The sequence below is a fragment of the Kitasatospora sp. NPDC058048 genome (assembly GCF_042885555.1).
In the GTDB taxonomy this organism is placed as follows: Bacteria; Actinomycetota; Actinomycetes; order Streptomycetales; family Streptomycetaceae; genus Kitasatospora; species Kitasatospora lactacystinica.
In genome coordinates this window covers 1-18,650 of record NZ_JBHVRT010000022.1, presented here as the reverse complement: position 1 = coordinate 18,650, position 18,650 = coordinate 1, and the positions used below count along the sequence as shown (strand labels likewise).

18 protein-coding genes and 4 pseudogenes are annotated in these 18,650 nt (G+C 70.2%); 12 read left to right on the top strand and 10 right to left on the bottom strand.

What is annotated here, in order from left to right; all coding sequences use genetic code 11:
- Positions 1 to 92 precede the first annotated feature (92 nt).
- Positions 93 to 215 (top strand): annotated as a pseudogene (locus tag ACFVVA_RS23040) (IS30 family transposase); the annotation flags it as partial.
- Positions 216 to 383: 168 nt separating this feature from the next.
- Here ACFVVA_RS23040 and dacB read toward each other — a convergent pair.
- The 4 genes from dacB to ACFVVA_RS23020 all read right to left on the bottom strand — a co-directional run bounded on the left by dacB (position 384) and on the right by ACFVVA_RS23020 (position 5,141).
- On the bottom strand, positions 384 to 2,030 hold the full coding sequence (dacB, locus tag ACFVVA_RS23035; RefSeq protein ID WP_387692119.1) for a D-alanyl-D-alanine carboxypeptidase/D-alanyl-D-alanine-endopeptidase: 1,647 nt from the start codon (positions 2,028 to 2,030) through the stop codon (positions 384 to 386).
- A gap of 227 nt (positions 2,031 to 2,257) precedes the next feature.
- Positions 2,258 to 3,025, bottom strand: a complete 768-nt coding sequence (locus tag ACFVVA_RS23030) for a DUF4097 family beta strand repeat-containing protein (protein WP_387692117.1) — start codon at positions 3,023 to 3,025, stop codon at positions 2,258 to 2,260.
- 53 nt (positions 3,026 to 3,078) lie between these two features.
- Positions 3,079 to 4,419 carry an FtsX-like permease family protein gene (locus ACFVVA_RS23025; protein WP_387692115.1) on the bottom strand — a complete coding sequence of 447 codons (1,341 nt, stop codon included), beginning with the start codon at positions 4,417 to 4,419 and terminating at the stop codon, positions 3,079 to 3,081.
- Positions 4,416 to 5,141, bottom strand: a complete 726-nt coding sequence (locus ACFVVA_RS23020) for an ABC transporter ATP-binding protein (protein ID WP_387692113.1) — start codon at positions 5,139 to 5,141, stop codon at positions 4,416 to 4,418. Before ACFVVA_RS23020 ends, ACFVVA_RS23025 begins: the two co-directional genes overlap by 4 nt.
- Positions 5,142 to 5,462: 321 nt before the next feature.
- Between ACFVVA_RS23020 and ACFVVA_RS23015 the strand changes: the two genes are divergently transcribed.
- Entirely contained in the window at positions 5,463 to 6,473 is a 1,011-nt protein-coding gene (locus ACFVVA_RS23015; protein WP_387692111.1) for a sensor histidine kinase, read from the top strand.
- A 33-nt stretch (positions 6,474 to 6,506) separates the two neighbouring features.
- Positions 6,507 to 7,175, top strand: a complete 669-nt coding sequence (locus tag ACFVVA_RS23010; protein WP_387692295.1) for a response regulator — start codon at positions 6,507 to 6,509, stop codon at positions 7,173 to 7,175.
- Here the strand turns inward: ACFVVA_RS23010 and ACFVVA_RS23005 are convergent.
- Positions 7,172 to 7,975 carry a hypothetical protein gene (locus ACFVVA_RS23005; RefSeq protein ID WP_387692109.1) on the bottom strand — a complete coding sequence of 268 codons (804 nt, stop codon included), beginning with the start codon at positions 7,973 to 7,975 and terminating at the stop codon, positions 7,172 to 7,174. The two genes, ACFVVA_RS23010 and ACFVVA_RS23005, sit on opposite strands and share 4 nt — an antisense overlap.
- A gap of 430 nt (positions 7,976 to 8,405) precedes the next feature.
- Between ACFVVA_RS23005 and ACFVVA_RS23000 the strand changes: the two genes are divergently transcribed.
- Entirely contained in the window at positions 8,406 to 9,488 is a 1,083-nt protein-coding gene (locus ACFVVA_RS23000) for a hypothetical protein (RefSeq protein ID WP_387692107.1), read from the top strand.
- Between the two features lie 328 nt (positions 9,489 to 9,816).
- Here ACFVVA_RS23000 and ACFVVA_RS22995 read toward each other — a convergent pair.
- Positions 9,817 to 9,951, bottom strand: a pseudogene (locus tag ACFVVA_RS22995) (type II toxin-antitoxin system RelE/ParE family toxin); the annotation flags it as partial.
- A gap of 35 nt (positions 9,952 to 9,986) precedes the next feature.
- Between ACFVVA_RS22995 and ACFVVA_RS22990 the strand changes: the two are divergent.
- Positions 9,987 to 10,181 carry a hypothetical protein gene (locus ACFVVA_RS22990; protein WP_387692307.1) on the top strand — a complete coding sequence of 65 codons (195 nt, stop codon included), beginning with the start codon at positions 9,987 to 9,989 and terminating at the stop codon, positions 10,179 to 10,181.
- 148 nt (positions 10,182 to 10,329) lie between these two features.
- On the opposite strand, the gene ACFVVA_RS22985 is transcribed toward ACFVVA_RS22990, so the two are convergent.
- The 3 genes and pseudogenes from ACFVVA_RS22985 to ACFVVA_RS22975 form a co-directional block, all read right to left on the bottom strand.
- Positions 10,330 to 10,530: a hypothetical protein gene (locus tag ACFVVA_RS22985; RefSeq protein ID WP_387692105.1), complete on the bottom strand. Its 201-nt coding sequence runs from the start codon at positions 10,528 to 10,530 to the stop codon at positions 10,330 to 10,332.
- Positions 10,531 to 10,762: 232 nt separating this feature from the next.
- A pseudogene (locus ACFVVA_RS22980) lies at positions 10,763 to 10,857 on the bottom strand (IS5/IS1182 family transposase); the annotation flags it as partial.
- Positions 10,858 to 10,909: 52 nt separating this feature from the next.
- Positions 10,910 to 11,314: a DUF6896 domain-containing protein gene (locus ACFVVA_RS22975; RefSeq protein ID WP_387692103.1), complete on the bottom strand. Its 405-nt coding sequence runs from the start codon at positions 11,312 to 11,314 to the stop codon at positions 10,910 to 10,912.
- 200 nt (positions 11,315 to 11,514) lie between these two features.
- Between ACFVVA_RS22975 and ACFVVA_RS22970 the strand changes: the two genes are divergently transcribed.
- From ACFVVA_RS22970 to ACFVVA_RS22960, 3 genes and pseudogenes are all read left to right on the top strand, one after another.
- Positions 11,515 to 12,495 (top strand): GlxA family transcriptional regulator, encoded by a 981-nt coding sequence (locus tag ACFVVA_RS22970; protein WP_387692101.1) that lies wholly within the window; start codon positions 11,515 to 11,517, stop codon positions 12,493 to 12,495.
- A 174-nt stretch (positions 12,496 to 12,669) separates the two neighbouring features.
- Complete coding sequence (locus ACFVVA_RS22965; protein WP_387692099.1) at positions 12,670 to 14,082, top strand: DJ-1/PfpI family protein; 1,413 nt, start codon at positions 12,670 to 12,672, stop codon at positions 14,080 to 14,082.
- Positions 14,083 to 14,197: 115 nt separating this feature from the next.
- A pseudogene (locus ACFVVA_RS22960) lies at positions 14,198 to 14,410 on the top strand (helix-turn-helix domain-containing protein); the annotation flags it as partial.
- Between the two features lie 298 nt (positions 14,411 to 14,708).
- Here the strand turns inward: ACFVVA_RS22960 and ACFVVA_RS22955 are convergent.
- Entirely contained in the window at positions 14,709 to 15,254 is a 546-nt protein-coding gene (locus tag ACFVVA_RS22955) for an SMI1/KNR4 family protein (RefSeq protein ID WP_387692097.1), read from the bottom strand.
- 413 nt (positions 15,255 to 15,667) lie between these two features.
- On the opposite strand from ACFVVA_RS22955, the gene tpg reads away from it, so the two are divergent.
- The 4 genes from tpg (at position 15,668) to ACFVVA_RS22935 (ending at position 18,643) form a co-directional block, all read left to right on the top strand.
- Entirely contained in the window at positions 15,668 to 16,150 is a 483-nt protein-coding gene (gene tpg / locus ACFVVA_RS22950) for a telomere-protecting terminal protein Tpg (protein WP_387692095.1), read from the top strand.
- A 196-nt stretch (positions 16,151 to 16,346) separates the two neighbouring features.
- Positions 16,347 to 16,706, top strand: a complete 360-nt coding sequence (locus tag ACFVVA_RS22945; RefSeq protein WP_387692093.1) for a hypothetical protein — start codon at positions 16,347 to 16,349, stop codon at positions 16,704 to 16,706.
- Positions 16,707 to 16,936: 230 nt separating this feature from the next.
- A complete protein-coding gene (locus ACFVVA_RS22940; protein WP_387692091.1) occupies positions 16,937 to 18,220 on the top strand; it encodes a hypothetical protein in 1,284 nt (427 codons plus the stop codon).
- Positions 18,221 to 18,280: 60 nt separating this feature from the next.
- Positions 18,281 to 18,643, top strand: coding sequence for a DUF6213 family protein (locus ACFVVA_RS22935; RefSeq protein WP_387692089.1), 363 nt, complete (start codon positions 18,281 to 18,283; stop codon positions 18,641 to 18,643).
- Positions 18,644 to 18,650 lie beyond the last annotated feature (7 nt).

Sequence of the window (18,650 nt, the reverse complement as noted above, 5' to 3'; positions counted from 1 at the left end):
CGCGGCTTTGGTGAAGTTGGCTGCTGATCCTTTGATGACCGAGACCCCTCAGCCAGGGGCTTGGGACCGCAACGACCTCGGGCGCGCCGCGCGACCTGTCCCGGCACACCCGCGAGGAGCTGGACGAGGTCGCCGCCGAGCTCAGCAGCCGCCCACGCAAGGCGCTCGGCCGGGAGGCCCCGGCCGAGCGCCCGGCTGCACTGCTCGCAACCTGACCGACTGACCACGTGTTGCGGCGATCCCTCGGATTCGCCTGCGACGGCGGACCGTCATGCGCGGTCGAGGCCCACATCCGATCCTGATTCGAGTCGCGTGGCATGGAAGCGGCCGGCTTTCAGCGTCCGTCTCCGGCCGCTGAATCGATCACCTGCTCGGGCTGCCCATCACGCCTTGGGCGACTTGTAGATGGTGGCGGCCATCGCTCCCAGTTGCTTGTTGGCCTTGAGCGCGAGGTCGATGGCATCGCTCACGGAGTCACTGGGCACCGGAATGTTGTTCACGTAGATCGCGAAGGCGTAGCGGTGGCCGTCCTTCGCATCGACATAGCCTGCGAGTGCCTTCGTGCCGAGAGCCAGTTTGTCCTGGTAGGAACTGACCAGGGTGCCGGTCTTCGCGCGGATGTGTCCTGCGGCGGGATCGGTGCGCTCGATGACGTCGGCAAGCGAACCGTCGACGCCCATGCTCGGCATGGAGTCGTAGAAGACGTCGAAGTCGTCCTGTCCTGCCAGGTGCCGCAGTAGCGCCACCTGGGCAGTCGGCGTCGCCTTGTCGCCGGGGAGGCCCTGGGCATCGACGAGGCTCACCGAACTCGGATCCACACCTGAGCGGGCGAGGAACTCCTTCTCGATCTTCATGCCGTCCGCGTAGGTTCGTTGCCCGTTGTGTGCTGCCATCAGCGGCGGCAGAAGGTTCGCCCCGAGATTGTGGCTGACCTTGTTGATCAGCTTTGCGTACTCCTTGAAGGGCGGAGAAGAGTAGGTCGCCGAGACGGGCAGCGAGCTCACTTCCGCCGACGGAGGAAGCCTGTTGTCGGGGTTCGCTCCCAGCGAGGGGGCGGATACGCTGACGCCGTTCCTGGCGAGTGCCTCGATGAGGACGGTGCGGGCGAACGCCGCCGGGTCGGGAACCTGGTAGGTCGTCACGAAGGGAGCCTTCGCGTCCGCGGGCACGGAACCTTGCACCCGAATGTGACCGGGACTCACGCTTTCGGTCGTCACCGCCGGCTTGCTTCCGGCGGGCGTGGTGGTCACCTGCGCGTCGACGCCGAAGGCGGCCGTCTTCGGGCGCCAGTCGACCTTGGCCGGTGCGCCGGGTGCGCCCGGCGTGATGAGCACGTCGATCAGGTTGTCGTTGACGACGGTCGGAGTGACCGGAACCCCGCCGATCGACACCGGGTCCCAGAGCCGGTTGTCGATCACCACGTCGCCGTCGACATGGCGGACTCCACTGGCCGCAACCTGTCGAGCCAGTTCGTTGACACCCGCCAGCGGATCCTCTTCGGTGATGGTCGCCATGCCGGGTACGGCGTTGGCGTCATAGTGGTCGAAGTCGGGGACGTCCAGTCCGCCTGCCGCGGTGGTCCGCCCACCGAGTGCCAGATCGCCGCTCCCGACCAGGATGAGATCGCCGGAGAGCCGTCCGTCCGCGCCGACCGTACCCGAATGCACCACGGGCGTACGGAAGCGATGGTCGTCGCCCAGGACATCGAGCGCAGCACTGACCGCGAAGGTCTTGGCCGTCGAACCGGTCATGAACTGGGAATCGGCGCCCTCGGATTGGACGACCTTCCCCGTCTGCAGATCGGCGACCTGCAGGCCCCACTGGCCCGACGACCACGGCGCGGTACTCATGAGCTTCTGCAGGTCGGCGCTTACCCGTGCGGCACCCGGCGCCGGAGAGGCCGAGTTGTCCGTGGAGTTGTGGGAACACGCCGTCATCGCCACGGCAGCCGTCATCGAAGCGGCGAGCGCCAGGGCTGCGCGCCGCCGTACCCGAGGTGTCCTGATTCCGGAGAGGGAGTTGCTCGACATTCGTTCTTTCCTGTTCGACTTTCGTGCTCGATCAAACGCTTCCGGCCTGGTTGCCGCGCAGCGGCTAGGCCCTCTCTTTCGGATCACGTCGGACCGGTGGGCGTCGTTGGAGTGCGTGCATCGGCGGTGCGGAGGAGGGAGTCCATGCGGAGCATCGGCGACCGACGACAAGCCGGCGAGGTGCGTGCTCCGGCGGCGACCGCCTGGCGTGATCCGAAAGAGAGGGCCTAGGACTTCCCGCCCTTGCCGATGGCGATGCTGCCGTTGCGGGTCCGGACGGCCACGGAATGGCCGCTCGCGTCGTCCTTCGCGACGTTCACGGTGACGTCGCCCTTCTTCGCGGCCGTGCGGACCGCGTACGTCGATTCCGGCAGGCCCAGCACGACGTCGCCGTCCCTGCTCTGCACGTCGACCGAGTCGGGCACGTCGGCCAGGCCCAGGTCGACGTTGCCGTTCCGCGACGTGACGCTGACGGACCGGGCGGAGATCCCGTCGCCCTCGATGCTTCCGTCGCCGCCTTCCAGGGCCAGCTCGGCTCCGTGGAGGTCCGACAACCGGACGTCGCCGCCGGCGGTCCTGGCCGAGAAGTCCGCGGTGAAGCCGGTGGCCTCGATGCGACCCTTGCCGCTCTCGGCGGTGACGGCGACGGCGCGCGGCACCTTCACGGTGTACTTCGCGCCGCAGTTCACCGAGATCCCCGTGCAGTCCAGCGAGAGTGTGAGCGTGCCCCCTTCGAGCTGCCAGCCGGACCCCACCTCCCCGCCGACCTTCCTGCCGCTGACCCGTCGTTCCACCTGAACGCCCTCGACGTCGGCGGCCACCAGCGCGAGGTCGGCGGAACCGGACTTGACGGTCAGGCTGCGACCGGCGAAGTCGAAGGACCTCGATTCCACGGTCGCGTCGGCCGATGCGCCGTCCGGGGTGCACGCCGTGGCGGCGAGGCCGAGGAGCACGGCTCCGCCGAGGGCGAGAAGCGTGCGCGTGGTCGGTTCCATCGAATTTCTTCCTTCGTCAACGAACATGGTGGTGTGGATTCCCGCACCTCGGTTCACGAGCGCAGTGCCCGGACCGCGACCGTGCGCGACACCCGGGCCGCCTGCAGGACCAGCGCGAGGCAGGTGGTGACCAACGTCCCGGCGGCGAGCGCCCCGAGCGTGGCCCAGGGGAGGCCCGCCAGGACCCGGACGACGTCGGTCCGGGCTCCCAGGGCGATGGTGAGACTCGACACGGCGACGAACAGCGCGCCGAAGACGATCGCCGTCCCCGCGTAGATCGCCCCCTCGTAGACCATCGACCGGGTGACCACGCCCGGCCGCGCACCGGCCACCGTCACGACGGCGGAGTCACGGGCGCGCTCCCGTCCGACGAGGGCGATCACGGCGAGGCCCCCGACCCAGGACACGGCGAAGACCCAGCCCAGCACGACCAGGATGTTGTCCAGCCCGGCGCTGCCTCCGGGCATGACCTCCCCCATCACCATGAAGAGGCCGACGAACGACAGGGAGAGCGCGAAGGGCAGCACCGTGGTGACGCTCCTCGTCGCGCGGGCCCGGCACGACTGCACGGCAAGGTGCCAGGCGACGCCGCGCGAGGGCACCAGCGCAGTCCAGAGCTTCATCAGCGGGGTGAGCACCCACGGCCCCATCAGCAGCAGCAGGCAGACGAGGAAGAGGTTCCCGGCGAACGCGAAGGCCGTCCGCTGGGCGAGCCCGCCCTTGAGTTCGAGGCCCAGGCCGGGGACCCACATCCCGACCACACCGGCGAGCAGGCACACGGCGAGGCCACCGCGGGCCACGCCCGGCCGCGCCGGGGGATCGGAGAAGTCCCGGAAGGCGCGCATCTCCGGCGTCCTGGCGGCCCGCCGGGTGACGCCCCAGCCCCCGAGCAGGCACGGAACCAGTCCGAACAGCACACTCACGCCGACGTACCAGAACCGGAACCCGACCGAGGCCCCGTGCAGTTCGAGACCCGTCCCCTTCCACTGCGCGAGGGTGACACCCGCGACCAGCAGGGCGAGCGGTGCGGCCAGCGCGCCGGCCATCGCGCCCAGCACCACCAGCTCCGTCCGCAGGATGGTCCTGACCCGGTGGCGCGGAATCCCGAGGATCACCCACAGGGCGTGCTCGCGCCGCTGGGTCGTCAGCGTCAGACCGACCGCGGAGGCGACGATGCCCACGGCGGCGAGCACGGTGAAGAAGACGATGTTGCCGCCGAGGGCGATCGACGCGGAGACCATCCGCGCGTCACCCGCCGCCCGCGCCGCCGAGACGGCGGTGAACATCGCGATGGCCGAGCCCGCCGAGCACGCCGCGCCGACCGTGGCGCACAGGAGCGTCCACCACCACATCGACGCCTGCAGGCGGATGTCCGACAGCACGAGCCGGATCACGACTCCTCCCCGCCCGCCTCGTCCGCCGACTGCGCCGCGAGGACGGCGTCGCCCACCGCGCGGGAGTCGCCACCGGGGATGACGGCGTGCACCCGCCCGGACCCCATCACCACGACCTGATCGGCCCGCGCGGCCGCATGAGGGTCGTGGGTGACCATGAGCACCGTGCTCCCCTGCGCGGGAAGCGCCTGCAGCCAGTCCAGCACCACATGACCCGACTTGAGGTCGAGCGCACCCGTCGGCTCGTCGGCGAAGACGATCCGCGGCTGGTTCGCCACCACCCGGGCCACCGCGACGCGCTGGCGCTCGCCACCGGAGAGGCGGTCGGGGCGTCGTCGCGCGTGCTTGGCGATGCCGAGCCGCGCCATGGCGTCCTCGACCCGAGCCCTGGGCACCCGGCGTCCGGCGAGTCGCGCCGGCAGGGCGATGTTGTCCTCGACCGTCAGCGAGCTGACGAGGTTGTACTCCTGGAAGACGAAGCCGATGTTCTCGCTGCGGAACGCGGCCTGCTTGCGGGGGCTGAGCGAGCGGACGTCCGTCCCGAGGATCTCGACGGACCCCGCGGTCGCCCGCTCCAGCCCGGCCGTGCAGAGCAGGAGCGTCGACTTGCCCGAACCGGAGGGGCCGACGACGGCGGTCAGCCGGCCTTCGGGAATCTCCAGGTCGATGTCGTGCAGGACGCGCGCCGTCTCGCCCCGTCGGCCGGGAATGGGGAATTCCATCCGAAGGCCGCGCAAACGAATGCACGGCACGGGAGAGGTAGTGGAAAATGCCATGACCCAAGGAAAGCAAGGCCGGGCAGTGGAGTGCACGGGTGCCTGCTCTGCTCTTGGCGGTAGACTTGGATCTACCACCCGACCGATCCGAACTGTGCGAAAATGTTGATCATGGCGCAGATTCGTGTTGCCCGGAGGCTGCTGACCGAATTCGTCGCAGCGGCCGCCTTTCCGATTCTCCTGATTTCCGTTCTCGCTGCGCCGGTCTCGGTTCCGGTGGTGGCCGAACTGGACCGCTCCAGGGCGCAGTGGTGCGGAGTCCGGACGATGCCGCTGCGACCCGCCGACCGCAGCTGGCCGCAATGGGTGGCCGGTCGACTGCGGGCACGGTCGGTGTGGAAGACCGACCTCCCCGTGTTCGTCACCGCCGCGCTCCTGTCCGCGCTCTCGCTGTTGGTGGGCTTCTTCGGATTCGTCGGCGCCCTGGTGCTGGTTTTCTCCCCCGTCTTCTGGGGTTTCGGCATCGCCGCGAAAGTCGGCCCGTTCACCCCGGCCGCCCTGTGGGAAACCCTCGTGGCGGTGCCCGCCGGAATCGCCCTCGGCGCGGTCACCGTGGGCGCGCTGGCCGGCATCTCCCTGCTCCGCGACCTGCTCCTGCGGGCCTTCTCAGGGAGCCGGAACCCCGACCTGCTCGCGAAACTGGAGGAACTCCGCGCCAGCCGGGCCTCGCTGACGGCGGCCTTCGAGAACGAGCGTCGGCGCATCGAGCGCGACCTGCACGACGGCGCCCAGCAGGAACTCGTCGCCCTCGTCATGCGCCTGGGAATCCTGGAAGCCGCAGCGACGGCCACCGACCAGGAACGGATCGTCCAGCTGGCCCGCCAGGCCCAGGCCCAGGCGGAGCGCGCGCTCGAACGGCTGAGGGAGACGGTGCGCGACATCCACCCCAGCGAACTGAGCGATCTCGGTCTCGTCGCCGCCGTCCGGGAACTGGTGGCCAGATCACCGTTGCGGGTCGAACTGACCAGCACCGGTACGGACGCCTGGCTCTCCTCGCCGATCGCCACCGCCGTGTACTTCACGGTCTCCGAGGCCCTGACGAACATTGCCAAGCACGCGGGCGTCGGGAACGCCCGGATCGAGATGCGGTGCACCGAGAGCGGCGTCCGCGTCCGGGTGGGCGACGACGGCGCCGGCGGCGCGCGGATCAGCGCCGGATCCGGGCTCTCCGGGCTGCGTGAGCGGATGCGAAGCGTCGGTGGGAACCTCGAAATCATCAGCCCGCCGGGCGGCGGAACGGAGGTCGTGGCATCCGCCCCGGCCCACCCCCCGTGGTGACGGAATTCGACAGGGAAAAGCGATGGGAAATCGATTGTGAGAATCATCCTGGCGGACGACAGTCTGCTGATACGCGCCGGAATCCGGGAGATCCTGGTTTCCAGTGCCCACGACGTGATCCGTGAATGCGAGGACGCCGACGAACTGGTCGCCGCCGTCGACGACCTCATCGCCGCCGGAGCCGCCCCCGACCTGGTGATCACGGATGTCCGCATGCCGCCCGGGAACACCGACGACGGACTCCGGGCCGCGATCGACATTCGGTCGCGGCACCAGGACCTGCCGGTACTGGTCCTCTCCGCCTACGTCACGGGCCCGTACGTGCGCGAACTCCTGAACGGCCCGGGCGCCGACGGGGCCGTCGGCTACCTGCTCAAGGAGAAGGTGGGCAGAGTGGCGGACTTCCTGCGGGCCGTCGAGACGGTCTCCGGCGGCGGCGTGGTGATCGACCCCGAGGTGGTCCGCCACGTCACCCGCGCCGACCCGCCGCAGGGCCCGCTCGCCCGGCTCACGGCCCGCGAACAGGAGGTGCTCGCTCTCATGGCCGAAGGCCGCTCCAACGCGGAGATCGCGGCAGAGCTCTTCCTCTCGGGCGCCGCCGTGGCCAAACACGTGGGGAACGTCTTCCTGAAACTCGGCATGCCCTCCGGCGAGGACAACCGCCGGGTGAAGGCCATCCTGACCTGGTTCGAATACAACTAGAGCGGCGGCAGGAGTCCTCGCGTCATGGCGAAGGCGGAGGTGGCTGCGACGAGCAAGGCGTTGACACGACCGATCACCCGGTCGATACGCGCCGGGTCGTTGGTCGCGACGGCCTCCTCGAGGTCGTCCGCGTGGCCGCGGGCGGCGAGCGCCTCGATTTCCTGGGCAGTGGCCGCGTCCTCACGGAGCGCTGCCACCAGGGTGGGAAAGTCGAACGGTCGGGGGGCCGCGTGGTTTCCGGCGCCCACCTGGACGGTCGCGCCTTCACTGTGGACGTTGACCCCGAAGACCGTAGAACCGTGGGTGGCGTTGATGTTGATGCCTTGCGGGTCGCTCATGAGGTCCCTTCCGTACAAGTCGGCGCCCAGGGGCGTGGGCGCGTAGTACTGACGGGAGCTCGGGTGACCGATCACCAGCCCCCGGTTGAGCAGTTCGCGTGTGACCAGGCGAACGTCCGCCTCGTTCCAGCCGCGGGCGGCGAAGTAGTCCCCGAGAGAGACGTGCCGCTGGGGACCGGTGCGTGCGCAGATGACGGAGAGCAGCTCACGTGCCCGTGCGGGCACATGCTCCGGAACGACCGAAGGAGCGGGAAGGCCGGCAAGGTAGCGGCGATGGTTCCAGGAACGGTAGGCCCGCCAAGGCCGACCCAGAAGGCGCCTGAGGCCCCGTAATCCGCCCAGGCACAACCAGGCCAGCACGAGGAGCAACGCAGAAGCTGCCACAGTGAACGACACGTTGCCCCCCAACCCAACGCCGGCCAACGGTTCACCAGGCGCCGCCTGCGCGCCACCGTACTCCATCCGGCAATCGATCCGACATGGTTCGACCGCATGCACGGCCGAGGCATCCATCCGGCCGGGCCGACCTCGGGCGAACTCTCGACTGGTTGATCTGCGCCCGGACCTGCACCGGCATCGGCCCCTCCTTGGTCCGGGGCATGCAAAGAGGGCCCGCCTCCCCGGTGTGCGGGGAGGCGGGCCCTCGCAAGGTCTCGTGCTCCGCCCTCGCAAACTGCGGTTCACCGCCACCGCGCTGACCAGGGAGTTCTGAACGATCACCCGCAAAACCATGGCGCTCCGTCACACCCGTCGAACAGTGTGACGATCTGGTTCCGGACAGTGATGCCTTGGATCGGGTCACCTTCGCCCGAGCACCCACCACCCCGTCGGTCGGCCGCCACTCTTGACCCGGCACGGTCAGCGCCGTGCCACATCGAAAAGGGGGAGGCAGATGATGGGCACCACCCGGCAGGTCGAGCTCCTACGGACCGAAGTCGGGCAGATCCTGCGCGAAGGCCTCAAAGAGCTGCGCACCGACAACGCGGCCCTGCGGGCCGACCACACCGCACTGCGCACCGAGCTCACAGCCACCGTCACCGGGGAGCTGCAGGACGTCCGCGACGAGCTGCGCCGCACTGTGGGCCGCGACCGCAAGGAGCTGCTCGAGGCCCGCCAGGAGATTCGGGATCTGCGCCGGCAACTGGACGACGCCCGCGCCGGGCGGTCGGCGCAGCAGGCCGCCGACCCCGGCCGGGACCCGGATCCGCCGCCGTTCTTCCACGGGAGCAGTACACCCGCCGTTCCCGCCGGCCCTGGCCCGTTGCCCGGACGCGACAGTGCCTGGAGCGGCCAGGAGCCGGCCGCGACCGCCACCGACGGGCAGGCCGTCACTGCGGCCGGCCAGCCGACCTCCACCGACCGCACCGCCCAGCCGACGTTGCCCATGAAGGAGACCACTGTGCCCGACCAGACCGCCGACGAGCCGAGCAACGAGTCGGTCGGCCCCACGTCCGAGGCCGGCATGGTCGCCGAACTCACCGCGGCCGTCGGCGACCTGCTGCCCGCCACCGAGGCCGCCACCGCCCGCCCGGCCTCCACCACGGCGCCCGCGCCGGACACCCTGATCGGCACAAGCCGCCTGGAGGCCGACCTCTTCCACACCCTGACCAGCGCGGCGTGCGTGGGCTCCGCCGAACTGGTCTGCCACCCCCACGCCTGGCAGTTCATCGGCTCCCGCGCCGCGGCCGCCAGCCCGCACTTCCAGTTCCCCGCCGGCATCACCCAGGAGAAGACCGACATGGTCGTCGTCCTGCTGCCCGGCCCCAGCCTCATGGCCGTCATCAAGGCCCTCTACAGCGCCTACTGGCTCGCCGGCAGCGACCTGGCCCGTATCGAAGACCGCGCCCTGGCCCTGGCCTATTACACCGCCATCGCCCACGAGGTCCGCAAAACCCAGCCGGTCACCGCTACCACCGAAACCCCCGAACCCGACCGGCCCCGACTCCGCATCATCATCGACCAGCGCCCCACCTGAACACCTGAGCCGCACACCAGACCAGCCCCAGCCGGGCTCCCCACACCAACCACCGACACCCGGCTGGCATCCAAGGGGGTGGCGTCATCGGTGACGCCACCCCCTTGGATGTCACCGGTGACGCCCGCTACCCCTGGGCCCCGAACTCCAGGACCGTCCCTGCGCTCGCCTTGCCGAGCGGTCGCAGGCCTGCAGGAGGGCGCGCACCTCGGCGACGAGGTGTCCGGAACGGAGGGTTCTCCATCCGCCGCCGACCGTTCTTCTCCGCGACGGCGAAGGCCGGGCCCGTCGGGGATTCGACGGGCCCGGCCTGGGCCTGCGCGGTCGGTCAGCCGGTGCGGCCGAGGTGGATCACAACGATGGTGCCGGCGGCCTCGGTGATCTCGTACATGACGCGGTAGAGGCCGACGTGCATCCGCCGCAGGTCGGGCGAGCCGTACTCCGCGGTGCCCGGCGGGCGGGGGAGTCGGCGAGCAGGAGCGCCACAATCAGGAGGTCGTGGCCCGGGTCGACGACACCTTCGTTGCCGCCGTCCGCGAGCGCACCGACGAGCTGGACTTCCTCGCCGGCCTGTTCGGTGAGGCCGCCGCCGGGTGGGAGGCCGGCCTGCGCCAGGACTACAACTGGCTGCGCGAGTCCGAGAACACCCACCAGCCCCGCGATCGAGGACACCCTGACCCCGGACGCCGATGAGCACGCCGCCAGCAGCGCGAACGTAAGTGTGTCGAACTGCCGGTGGAGGGGTTCTGCGAGCCGGTGCCCCGGGGATCGCCGACCGGATGCTGGAGTGGCTGTCCCCGGTGCTCGAGCGGGGCCCGCCGTTCGCCGGCCGGAGGCGGGGTCAGTGGGTGGCTTCGACGGCGACGCCGACGAGCTGGAGGATGGCGCGGCCCCAGGAGGTGGCGGCGATCAGGACACCGAAAGTGACGGCGGTGAAGACGGTGAGCGCCTCGTCGGCGCGGCTACGGGCCTCGGTACGGCGCCGGAGCCGGAGAAAGATGATGATCGCGAGGAACGCCGTCGCGCTGATCGTGTACTGCACTGCCCCACCCCGACCCGGAATTTGACTCTGTGTGAGGCCCCGGTGACCCGGAGCCTACTGCATTCGGGTGAGCGTGCCAGAGCCGATCGCCGGCCGGGGCCGGTTCGGGGGAATCCGGCGGGCACAGACGGTCCTGCCCGCAGCTTGTCGTCGAGCGGCCGGGCCTCGCGCGAAAGCCACCCGTGGATGGCCTTCGGCGTCCGGGAGGCACGTCTACTTCTCTATCGACTGGGTGGAGATCGGCGCGTCGCTCGTAGCGGGTGCGGAGCCGTTTGAACTGGTGCAGCCAGGCGGTTGCTCGACTACCCAGCGCACCTTGCCCAGTCCGGGCCTGCAGCCTCATATGCCTGCGCCGCCTGCGAACCTCATCCTGAAGTGATCAGCTGGCTACGCTGAACCAACCCGGCCGCACCTCGATCAGAAGCGGATGCAGCGACCGCACTGCGGCCCGCAGGTCCTCATCCGTGACGTCAAGAGGCTCTGGCAAGCTCAGCCCATACCGGCGCAGCCGCCAGAGGTCGACAATCTCGCTCCCGTTTGCTGCGAAGTCCACATCGACCTCAGCGCCGTCGTCGTGCACGAAGCGGCACCCTGCCCCATGAACCGTGTAGGAGAAGGTGCCGATGTGCCCACTCCGGCTGATGATCCGGCGTGAACGGACCAGGCCCAGGACATCTGCGAGCCGCTCAAGCGATGGAATCGCCGCCCTCATGGCCTCGCCAATCGCGTTCAGGGCGTGGACGTAACCAAGCACGAGGTCCTGTGCAGCCCCAACCCGTTCCATACGGCGTCACCCCCTGAGATCGTGGCTGAGGGAATTGTTCCATGGGCCGCCGGTATCTCCGCAGGACAGCATTCTGAAACGATCAGTTAATACTGCAACCGCATCTGGGGTCGCGCCGGTGCCTCCGAGTGCCGAATCCGTCCGATACCAGCCCCCGGGAGACCTCGTGCGGGCGACCCGGGCCGGCCTACCGTGGCGGGGTGAGCGACGAGACGAACGGGTGCACCGGGCGGGTCCTGGTCCTGGTGCTGCCCGAGGTGAACCTGCTGGACCTCGGTGGTCCTGTGCAGGTGTTCGACGCCGCGGCGCATTTCGGCGGCGGCTACCGGCTGGAGTACGTCGGCGAGGCAGACGGCCTGCGGTCCGCCCAGGGCCTGCGGCTGGCCGGTCTGGCACCGCTGCCGACGACCCGGCCGACGGCCGGCGATCTGGTGCTCGTACCGGGGCCCCGGTTGACCGGATCCGACCGGCTGGTCGAGCCCGCCGTGGTGCGCTGGGTCCGCGAGGCCTACGACGCGGGTGCCCGGGTGGCGTCGGTGTGCAGCGGTGCCGCCGTCCTGGGGGAAGCGGGACTGCTGGACGGCAGGGCGTGCACGACCCACTGGTCGCTCACCTCGGCGATGCGCGAGCGGTACCCGCGGGCCCGGGTCCGCGAGGCCGCGCTCTACGTGCACGACGGGCGGATCAGCACCAGTGCGGGGATCTCGTCGGGGATCGACCTCGCGCTGTCCCTGGTCGAGCGGGACCGCGGCCCGGAACTGGCCGCGCGGGTCGCCCGCGAACTGGTGCTGTACCTGCGGCGGGACGGGGACGCGACGCAGATCAGTCCGTTCCTGCGGCACCGCGACCACGTCCAGCCCGCGGTGCACCGGGTGCAGGACCACCTGGCCCAGCACCTGGACGCCGCCTTCACCCTGCGGGAACTCGCCGGCCTCGCCGGGCTGTCCCCGCGCGGTCTGACGCGGGCCTTCACCGCGGTCACCGGCATCACCCCTTTCGCCTACCAGCGGCAACTGCGGCTGGAGCGGGCCCGCTCCCTGCTGTCCGGTACCGATCTGACGGTGGAGGCGGTCGCGGCCCGCTGCGGCTTCCGCGACGCGCGGCAGCTGCGCCGGGTGGTCGCCGACGCCTTCGGAGCCCCTCCCTCGCGGCTGCGCGCACCGCTGCGGCCGACCGCCTGACGGACCCGGCCCCTGCGTGAGGGCCGTCGTCCTCCCTCCCCCGGCCTCTTCCGCTTTCGCGTTTCCACGGGTTTCCCCGTTTCCATGAAGTCGTTTCCACGAGGGCCGGCGGCACCACGCTGCCGATCGGTGCCCGGATTGTCGAGGTATGTGTTGTCCGAAGTGAGTTCCGAGGTGGGTTCTGGTTCCGAGGCGCGCAAGGGGCACCGGGCCCTGCGCCGTATCGGCTGGGTACTGCTGGCCACGGCGCTGTCTGCGGCGTCCTTCGCGGGGATCGCCTTCGCGGGGGTGAGCGCGTCGATGGCCGACAGCTTCGCCGCCGCCCCCCGCGGATCCGGTGCCAGGGCGTGGCCGGCCGCCCGGCCGGTGCCACCCGGCCGGATCACGGTGGCGGTCGCGGTCGGCAGCGCGGGCTCGGTGGCCACCGACGTACTCGCGCCCTACCAGGTGTTCGCCGAGTCGCGGGAGATGTTCGTCTACACGGTGGCCGCCGAACGCCGTGTCAGCCCGCTGTCCGGCGGCGCCCATTTGCTGCCCGACCACACGCTGGCCGAGGTGGCGGACGGCACCCTGCCGGAACCCGACGTGGTGGTCGTGCCCGCGGTGACCGACCCCACCGGCGCGGGCGAGGAGGGCCTGCGCCGGTGGATCGTCGAACGCCACCGCAAGGGCGCCCGGATCCTCGGGGTGTGCGCGGGCTCCGAGCTGCTGGCCGCCTCCGGTCTGCTCGACGGCCGCGACGCCACGTCGTTCTGGTCCAACATCGGCTCCCTGGAACGCAGTTATCCGAAGGTCAACTGGAAGCGCGGGCAGCGCTACGTCGAGGACGGGCGGGTGACCACCACCGCGGGCGTCACCTCCGGCACCGTGGGCGCCCTGCGGGTGGTCGAGGAGCTGGCCGGCGAGACGGAAGCGACCCGTATCGGCACCGGGCTGTCCTACCCCGGCTGGACTCCGGACGGACCGACCGCGATACCGGCCAACCACCTCACCCTCGGCGACCTGCCGTACGCCCTCAACGCCACGTTCCCGTGGCTGCGACCCACTACGGCCATCGGCCTGGTCGACGGGGTCGAGGAGATCGACGCGGCCGCGGCCGTCGAAGGGTACGGCGGAGTCTCCTTCGCCACCCGGACGGTAGTGATCGGCGCCGGCGACACCGTCACCACCCGCCACGGTCTGGTCCTCGTCACCCGGCCGGCGACGGGGGACGCCCACGGCGCGGACCGCTTCGTGGTGCCCGGCGTCAGGGACGCCTCCGGCCTCGGCACCGTGCTGAGCGGCTGGGCCCGCCGCAACGGGCTCACCGCCGAACTGCCCGGCGGGGGACGGCGGTCCGGGGAGTTCGGCTTCGATCCCGTCCTGCGGGACCTCGCCGAGCACAGCGACCGCCGTACGGCGCTGGCCACCGCGAAGTTCTCCGAGTACCCCTCGGCCCATCTGGAACTGACGGGCGCGCCCTGGCCCTGGCGGTCCACCCTGCTGGCCGCAGCGACGGTCGTCCTGAGCGTGGGAGTGGGGCTGGCACCGACGGCGACACGCCGGGCGATGCGACGGCGGCGCCTCCCACGGCGTCCGGCGGCGTAGTCCCCAGTGTCGGCAACGGGTGAAACGAGGGCCACGGACGGCGGATCAAAGGCGGGTCACTGCGTGATCTCTTGATCATCCTGACTTCACTGGTACGGGAGTCAGGAGGGAAGAGGTGATCGGGGTGGAGGACTGGGCTGAGATCCGTCGGCTGCATCGGGCCGAGGGGTTGTCGGCGCGGGCGGTGGCCCGACAGCTGGGGATCTCCCGGGGCACCGTGGCGCGGGCCCTGGCCTCGGACCGGCCACCGGTCTACCAGCGTCCGTTGAAGGGCTCGGCGGTGGACGCCGTGGAGCCGGCGGTCCGCGAGTTGCTGCGGCAGACGCCGCATCCGAGCCCTGGCCGGGGCCGGCCGGTCGACCGCGCACAGCTGGGCGCGGATGATGGATGACCACGACACGCCACTCACCTACACCGCCATCAACGACTTCCTCCGCCGCGGCGGCAGATCCACCACCACCCCCGCCGCTGAGCGGACCCGAGGCGGCCAGTGGGGCGAGCGAGATGGCCGTTGACAACCAATAGCCCTGCTCAGACCCCTGGCCGCAGCGGCGTGCGCAGGCAGAAGCTCGACAGCCGAGCCAGGGGGCCAGGCCGCCGGCAGCCTCGCGTGAACGCCGTGCGGGTCACAGTGGCTGCCGCCAGTTGCGGTAGGCATGCGGGGGCCTGGCGAAGCCGCTGTCGCTGAAGGGGTTCGGCAGCGTGCCGTAGAGGGTGCCGACCAGGAAGTCGCCGAAGCCCGCTGCGAAGCGGACCCAGCGTTCCTCCCCGTAGAGGGGCTGGCGCTTGAAGACGACGACGTCCCAGCGGTCCGGGTCCCGGGTGTCGCAGAGCCAGAAGGCCACGTCGCTATTGACGCTGCTCGCGAAAGGGAGAAGCCTCCCCTCCTCCAGGTTCTCCGGCGCGGTGCCGGTGAGGGCCGCCGGCTCCTCTCTGGGGTCGAAGTCCAGCCCGTCGACGAGGTCGCCGTACGGGGAGCCGTCCACCGGCGGCGTGCTGACGCCGAGGTATTCGTCCAGCTCGCCGCCGCCGTAGAGCGCGACGAAGTCACGGTAGTCAGCGGGCAGGCGCAGGCCCGTGGTCCGGGCCAGCTCCTCCCAGTCGACGGTGTCGCCCGAGGTGCTCGGCTCCCCCAGCAGAACCGAGAGGCGGGTGATGGTCGGGTGGACCATGGCGGCATCTCCTCCGTGGGTGGCAGGGTTCGATCAGTCACCGTAGCCCGGCGTCCTGCCCAGTGCCGCCCTAACCGGAAGATGCCGTCGCCGTGCGCGGCGTACACCACGGCGGTCTCGAAGGGGCGCTGGGTGAGTTCCCTGTCCTGTGCCAACCGATCTTGAGCGTTTGCCACATGATCTTGACCGGTCGTGCGGCTGAACAGCCTTCCTGGGGTTTGCTGGCGCCGAGGCGTCGTCACCGGGCCGGGACGGACTGTGGGATCGGCTTGGTGCGCTCCGCGCGCTCCAGGCCCTCGTCGATCTCCCCACATTGCGCTTCCTGCTCAAGGGCGCCAAGGACCCTCTTGCTCCAGGCACGGCCCGTCGGCACCTGCCGGGCGGGCCGCTGCCGACACGGCCGCCATGACACGATGCCAGCCCCGGCCAGGGGCGGCTGGAAGGACCGATGCCCCTCCACCAGGAAGCTCGCCCAGGACCTCGGCGTCTCCCAGCGCACCGTGCAGCGCTGGCTCAAGGGCCAGGGCGCCCCGAAGCCAGCCGCAGCGAAAGCCATCGAGCAGAAGGTCCGCGCCGGCTGGCAGCCGCGGGTCAAGCAGCGGGTGCGCCGCGACGCCGAGAATAACGGCTTCATGCTGCACATCCAGGCGACCTTCGGCTACTCGGCGGCCGGCGGCTCGACCGACGACCCGCGCGAGCGCATGATCACGCAGAAGATGCCCGACGCCGTCGCCCAGCGGCTCTACGAGGCCCGGGACGCCGGAGCCAGCCAGGCCGAGCAGGAGCGGATCCTCGCCGAAGGCCTGCGCGAGCACTACTTCAAGGACAACGGGCACCGCGCCCGCGGCCTCGACGTCGAGCTCAACGACGTCGCGTGGATGGACGTCGAGCTGTAGGACTACCCCGCCGGCGGCCCCGTGTCGCCGAAATGTGACTGAGCGCTTCAGTTGGCGAGTGAGCGCTGGAGTTGGCGGGGCCGGCGCTCACGTCTGCGCCGCGCGTGAGCCGTGACGCGCTAGTTGGCACCTGGTCACGAGAGTTGGAATCGGCATCAGGCGTGGCAGGCAGGGCCGGCGTCGATAGAGTCGGTTCGTGACCGAGCGCGCTGTCCAGCAGTCCCTGCCGACCCGAGATCAACTCGGCGCTCTGCGGGACTTCGTTCATGGGCGGAGTTGCTCCGCTGGTTCGGTTGCCATTCGGCTTCCCGGCGAGCCGCCTCATGCTTCGGACTCGGGCGTGGCCGATGCGGCCCGTGCCTCGGGCGCCCTGTATGACGTCACCAACCTCCTCTGCAAGCGGCTGTTCGCCGAACTCGACACTGGCCGGCCCGGCGCCGCCGCCGAGGTCGCGTGGGAGGCGCTTCTCGCGATCGCAGGCGCCTGGCGAAATGCGCCCAATGTGCCTGCCGAACTGCGGGACCTACTGCCTGGCGCTGACCTACTTGGGCCCTGAGTCCAGGCCGTGCAGCTCGGTCGGCCCCTTCCGAACTGCGAACGAGAGGACTGACAACTCGGAGTTGGTTGCATGAAGCATGACCGCATGGTGCCAACAAGCGTGACCCATCGGCCAGAGACCACCAGCTCGCCGGGCCCTACTGCTTTCAACTAGCGCGTCCAGGCTCAGCGGGAGCGCATGCCGGTAAGGGCCTCGCCGCGCAGGCCGGCGAGAACTACGGTGCTGGGGTGACTGATCTTGAAGTAGTGGCACGTGCGCTGGTTGGCGGCGAACGCTCTTTTGAACAGCTGAGATGCCATCCGCGGCTTCCGCTGGTGGCCTGCTCGGACTCCGAGCGTCCGGCAGTCCACATCTGGGACTGCGGCGCGGGGCAGCTACGCGAACTCTGCTCCGTGAGCCTCACGTCGAATGCCTATGGAGACACCTTTGGGTGGGAGCGGGCAGAGCAGACGCCCGCTGTGGCGTGGCATCCGCACCAGCCACTGCTTGTCGTGACAGGGGAAGACGGACTACGGCAATGGACTCCTGCTGGGGTCTCCGAACCGGAAGGCGCTCCAGCCACCGCCTCCTACCGCAGTCTGGCTTTCAGCCCGGACGGGCAGGCCCTGTGGGCTTCACCGTCGTTTCGTGACGAAGGCGGCGGGTGGGAGAGCTCGGACGTCCTTGACCTTGCCTCCGGAGCCATCGGTGCCGGACCCCCGTGGGACACAGGAGTCGCGGAGCATCCCGGGGGCGGACTTGTCGCCACGCTCACCAGCGATCAGGGGGCCACGCACTGCCTTTTCGCTCGCGTTGATCGGGGGACCGCACCTGCCGCGATGCGGCCCCTCCGCCGGGCGCTGATCCTGGACTGTGACGGCTACGAGACTCCGCTCTTCAGCGCGGACGGACGTCATATGGCGGTTCGTGGCAACGCGTACGACAATTCGGTGGAGGTATTCGAGTTTCCTTCGTTGCACCGGGTTCTGGCCACAACCCTCGGCGACCCCAGCCCTGGTTATCCGTACCCGCAGAAGTGGCTTGACCAGATGGAAGCCTGGTCGCGTCACAACATCGCCTTCGGACCGCAACCGGGCGTGCTGTGGATCGCAACGCCTGCGGGGACGCTGGTCGAGGTGGACCTCGAAACCCGGCAAGCGGTCGAGCACGATGTGCTGTCCGGGCCCCGCTTGTCCGCGCTGGCCGTCACGGCGACCGGCGAGCTTCTCGTTGCCGGCAGTGAGGGAGAGCTGGTGCTCTTGTCCGTGCTGACCGGCTCCACGCTCTCCGGCTCCACGCAAACCCGCACCACAAGCAGGGACGTCTCAAGGGCTGCAGCCATAGCGTTCCTGGAGGCCACCGCCGAGATTCCGGACGACGGCGACGACCTGGAGACGCACCTTGTCCTGACCGACGGAACCCGCACATGGGAAGCAGACGATCTGGCAACGGTGACCGCAGCCAGCGCGACAGATCCAACCTGGCTTCAACTTCAAGCCGCCATCAACAAGGCACAGGTCCAGAGCGAATAAACTGTGGAACGCGATGCACCGCCTGCGACGGCGGTGCATCAGCACGCCACATCCCCAGAGATGCTGGCCGAAATCGAAATCCCAGCAAAGCTTGGGTCTGTACGGTCTTCGGTGCACCGCGACCAGGACGGTGCCCTCGTGGTCCCTGCCGACCTCGTCACCGCCTTGCTGCGCGGCATCGCCGCCACCTGGCAGGTCTGGGCGCAGCGCGGGGTGCCCGGCCTGGACACGGTGACCGCCACCGGGCTCGGCGCGGTGCTGGCCGACCTTGCCGATCAGCTGGACGTTGAGTGCATCGCCACCGCCGGCCAGGACCGCCCCGCTGGCGGCCGGGGCGGGACTCAAACGAGTCCGGCCCCACCGCGTGAGCGGTGGGGCCGGAGCGATGTCCCGGTCAGTCTTCCAGGTCTGACCAGATGTTGAGACTGCC

Excerpts from the sequence above, each read along its gene's own strand:
- ACFVVA_RS23000 (WP_387692107.1), top strand. The coding sequence starts at position 8,406 with ATGATGGGCACCACCCGGCAGGTCGAGCTCCTACGGACCGAAGTCGGG.
- ACFVVA_RS22955 (WP_387692097.1), bottom strand. The coding sequence starts at position 15,254 with ATGGTCCACCCGACCATCACCCGCCTCTCGGTTCTGCTGGGGGAGCCG.
- dacB (WP_387692119.1), bottom strand. The coding sequence starts at position 2,030 with ATGTCGAGCAACTCCCTCTCCGGAATCAGGACACCTCGGGTACGGCGG.
- ACFVVA_RS23015 (WP_387692111.1), top strand. The coding sequence starts at position 5,463 with ATGCCGCTGCGACCCGCCGACCGCAGCTGGCCGCAATGGGTGGCCGGT.
- tpg (WP_387692095.1), top strand. The coding sequence starts at position 15,668 with ATGCCAGCCCCGGCCAGGGGCGGCTGGAAGGACCGATGCCCCTCCACC.
- ACFVVA_RS23030 (WP_387692117.1), bottom strand. The coding sequence starts at position 3,025 with ATGGAACCGACCACGCGCACGCTTCTCGCCCTCGGCGGAGCCGTGCTC.
- ACFVVA_RS23005 (WP_387692109.1), bottom strand. The coding sequence starts at position 7,975 with ATGGAGTACGGTGGCGCGCAGGCGGCGCCTGGTGAACCGTTGGCCGGC.
- ACFVVA_RS23020 (WP_387692113.1), bottom strand. The coding sequence starts at position 5,141 with ATGGAATTCCCCATTCCCGGCCGACGGGGCGAGACGGCGCGCGTCCTG.
- ACFVVA_RS22975 (WP_387692103.1), bottom strand. The coding sequence starts at position 11,314 with ATGGAACGGGTTGGGGCTGCACAGGACCTCGTGCTTGGTTACGTCCAC.
- ACFVVA_RS22935 (WP_387692089.1), top strand. The coding sequence starts at position 18,281 with ATGCTGGCCGAAATCGAAATCCCAGCAAAGCTTGGGTCTGTACGGTCT.